At 38.3% G+C, this 2,504-nt stretch carries 5 protein-coding genes; 4 read left to right on the top strand and 1 reads right to left on the bottom strand.

The annotated features are described in order from the left end of the window. Both PE36_RS24655 and pyrF read left to right on the top strand, forming a co-directional pair. A partial coding sequence (locus tag PE36_RS24655) for a hypothetical protein (RefSeq protein WP_198138645.1) occupies positions 1–81 on the top strand: 81 nt, incomplete at its 5' end. Between the two features lie 79 nt (positions 82–160). Beyond that, positions 161–862 carry an orotidine-5'-phosphate decarboxylase gene (pyrF, locus tag PE36_RS23385; RefSeq protein WP_006034596.1) on the top strand — a complete coding sequence of 234 codons (702 nt, stop codon included), beginning with the start codon at positions 161–163 and terminating at the stop codon, positions 860–862. 37 nt (positions 863–899) lie between these two features. Here the strand turns inward: pyrF and rrtA are convergent, their stop codons facing one another. Next, entirely contained in the window at positions 900–1,478 is a 579-nt protein-coding gene (gene rrtA / locus PE36_RS23380; protein ID WP_006034595.1) for a rhombosortase, read from the bottom strand. Positions 1,479–1,509: 31 nt separating this feature from the next. Between rrtA and PE36_RS23375 the strand changes: the two genes are divergently transcribed. Both PE36_RS23375 and PE36_RS23370 read left to right on the top strand, forming a co-directional pair. After that, a complete protein-coding gene (locus tag PE36_RS23375; RefSeq protein ID WP_006034594.1) occupies positions 1,510–2,136 on the top strand; it encodes a tRNA-uridine aminocarboxypropyltransferase in 627 nt (208 codons plus the stop codon). 83 nt (positions 2,137–2,219) lie between these two features. Beyond that, positions 2,220–2,462 carry a DUF3820 family protein gene (locus tag PE36_RS23370; RefSeq protein WP_006034593.1) on the top strand — a complete coding sequence of 81 codons (243 nt, stop codon included), beginning with the start codon at positions 2,220–2,222 and terminating at the stop codon, positions 2,460–2,462. The last annotated feature ends 42 nt before the right edge of the window (positions 2,463–2,504 follow it).

Raw genomic sequence — 2,504 nt, 5'->3', positions numbered from 1 at the left:
ACTAAAAGTATTTACTGGCATTGTCCATCGTGTAAGCGCTGGGGAAGTGTTAAACCAATTCGTGGATTAGATGGCGAGTAACTTTACTTAATAAGCCAACCCTAATCGCTATACGTAATAATAAGAATACGATAATGAGTAACGGGACCTAGGAAGAGATATGTTGCAAGATAGTAAAGTAGTTGTCGCACTTGATTATGCTGATGAAGCAAGTGCATTGAATTTTGTTGATAAGATTAATCCTAGCCAATGTCGTCTGAAAGTAGGCAAGGAAATGTTCACATTATTTGGGCCTGAATTTGTGCGTAAATTAGTTGCGCGTGACTTTGATGTGTTCTTAGATCTTAAGTTCCATGATATTCCTAACACGGTGGCGAAAGCCGTCGCCGCAGCTGCAGAGCTTGGCGTATGGATGGTGAATGTACATGCCTGTGGTGGCCAGCGTATGATGGAAGCGGCTAAAGCGGCATTAGTACCTTATGGTGATAAAGCACCAATCTTGATCGCAGTGACTGTGCTAACCAGTATGGAGCAAGAAGATTTAGCACAAATGGGCGTTAATATTACCCCTGCTGAACAAGTTATTCGTTTAGCGACGTTAACACAAAAAAGTGGTTTAGACGGTGTTGTTTGTTCTTCACAAGAAGCAGCAATGCTTAAAGAAGCATTAGGTAAGTCATTCCAGTTAATTACGCCAGGTATTCGTCCTGCAGGCAGTGCTGCGGGTGATCAACGCCGTATAATGACGCCGGTTGAAGCGGTAGCTGCGGGTGCTGACTACTTAGTGATTGGTCGTCCAATCACACAAGCTGAGTCACCAATGCAAGTATTAACTGAAATCAACGACAGTTTAGCAAGTTAACCGCTGCTTAGATTTTAGTTGGTATCGATAAGAGCGCTCAGGCGCTCTTTTTTTTGTTTAGATAAACATAGAGTGGGGCAATGATTAATCCCGTCACAAGGCCATATAGGTGCGCCTCTGTGAGCACTTTAGCTTCAATTAATTGACTTATTTCTACTGGACTATTAAATAGTTGCTCATTGATTACTTTGATCACAGTGCCAATAATCAAAACATAGCCTGAATAATATTTCTTCGTCACGTCAATGACGGCACCAACAATTATAACGCCATGTAAAATACCGGATAAGCCAACGTATAAATGCGTATTTGGGGATAACCACAGAATGCCCACTCCGACGCCGATTGATAAGAGTAAAATCAAGCTTGTGTAAGCGGCACTATTATAATAACGGTAATGTAAGCCGCCTATAACAGCTAAAGCCCCTAAGTTTAAGAGCAGGTGATAGATATTCGTATGGTTAAAATTACCACTGATCAAGCGCCAGTATTCACCATTAATAATTGATTCCCTGTTATAATCTAGCACGGTTATATTTTCGGCTGAAATCGCATATATAATTAGGCATAATAGCCCGAGAATAAACCAGTTTAACCACCGATGTTGAATTAGCATATCTTATTAATCCATAATATTTAGGTTTGTTGTGAGCAAAAGAAAAAAGTGTACTGTATGTGATAAAGCATTAGCCGCGTGTATATGTCAGCACATAACAGAGATCGATTCTGATATTGAATTAATCATATTACAACACCCAGGCGAAGTTAAAAATGCGATCGGCACTGCTCGTATTCTCAACCTTTCATTACCACAATGTCAAATTATAATTGGTGAGGATTTTACTGATAATGCCCAGCTAAATGAGATATTAAATGATCTGACAAGACAATGTTTTTTGCTTTATCCGAGCGAAGAAAGTATTGCTGCGGAGTATTTAGCAATTAATGAAAGTAGTCATCGAGACACGGATATTAAACGTACATTTATTTTACTTGATGGTACGTGGCGTAAAGCGTTTAAAATGTATCAATCATCAATAAATTTACAAAAACTGCCAGCTGTGCGATTAAATGCAGAACAAGAAAGCCAATATACAATAAGACAAACGTCTATTGAAGGCGGTTTATCGACTGTTGAAGCTGGTTTTTTATTGCTTTCAACCTTAGACAAAGATAAAGAGAAATATCAGCCTCTACTGACTGCATTTGAATATATGATTAATTTTCAAATAGCGAAAATGCCAGCCGGTTTGTTTAACAAAAATTACAAATAGCTACGTAATCATCTAATGGTTAGCTTACCTTATCGAAAGGTATATCAGTTTTAACTAAGTTATTAATTAATATTGGATTTAATATGTCACAGCAAGCATTGATTGAAGCAATTAATACCATAATGCCATTTGGTAAATACCGAGGACGGTTATTACTTGAGTTACCTGAACCTTATTTAGTTTGGTTTCACAGTAATGGCTTTCCAGATTCTAAACTAGGGCAACAACTTGCACTTATGTATGAGGTGAAGTTGAATGGACTGGAGTCAATGCTCGCGCCATTATTGAAACGACCATCAGTGTATTTGAATAATGAAGGGAAATAAATCGCAATGACGTCAAGCATCAGATTGGAATAGATACTTGAC

The sequence above is a fragment of the Moritella sp. PE36 genome (assembly GCF_000170855.1).
In the GTDB taxonomy this organism is placed as follows: Bacteria; Pseudomonadota; Gammaproteobacteria; order Enterobacterales; family Moritellaceae; genus Moritella.
The sequence above is the reverse complement of the archived record's forward strand: the minus strand, read 5'-3'. Positions and strand labels throughout refer to the sequence as shown.